This is a genomic window from Halosimplex carlsbadense 2-9-1 (assembly GCF_000337455.1).
Lineage (GTDB): Archaea > Halobacteriota > Halobacteria > Halobacteriales > Haloarculaceae > Halosimplex > Halosimplex carlsbadense.
This window is the reverse complement of sequence record NZ_AOIU01000016.1, coordinates 1-659: the sequence shown is the minus strand read 5'-3', so window position 1 is coordinate 659 and position 659 is coordinate 1. Positions and strand designations below refer to the sequence as shown.

At 54.3% G+C, this 659-nt stretch carries 1 pseudogene; it reads right to left on the bottom strand.

What is annotated here, in order from left to right:
• Positions 1–441: pseudogene (locus C475_RS24875) on the bottom strand (hypothetical protein); the annotation flags it as partial.
• Positions 442–659 lie beyond the last annotated feature (218 nt).

The window sequence follows — 659 nt, the reverse complement described above, 5'->3', positions numbered from 1 at the left end:
GGTCGTGTTCATCGTCTCCCCTGTCCGGGTGTTCACAGCCTCTAAAATTTCAAACTGCGACCCATATGTGGAGAGGTCAACAATCGTGCCGTTGGCCCCATCTTGAACAGCCATGTAGAAGGTTCCATTATAATCTGAAAATCGGTATGTCTGACCAGTATCCCAGCCACCAGATGCGTCATCTCCGGTGTAGAACAATGTTCCATTAAGCACCGTCGGATTGCCCGAGCCGTCTCCGACTGCAATAGTGTGCGATGCATTGATATCCCCGGAAGCACCGGTTGACGCGAGCATGGCCGCGCCCTGACCGTAGTATCCAGACTTTTTGAGAGATGTGGATGCCTCAGCCCCGATAGTGGATGGGTCCATCATCGCAAGGTCTGACGAGTTTATTTCGCCTGCTTGGTACTGGCTGGACACCTCATCAACGTAGGGGTCCATATTCGCAAGCACTTGTTGGGTCTGCTCTTGGGTTTCGTCGAGCAGATAGGTGTCGTTCTGGTCGTTCGCCCAAGAGCCGAGCGACCCATAATCCTGTGACTCGAAGATTCGTGTCTCCTCGGACGAGTTTGGTTCGACGGCAACAACCCGGATAGGAGATGCTTTTGGTGGGTCTGACGACCCCCCCGGATGGAAACGGGAGCCGGATGGGAGAGTCC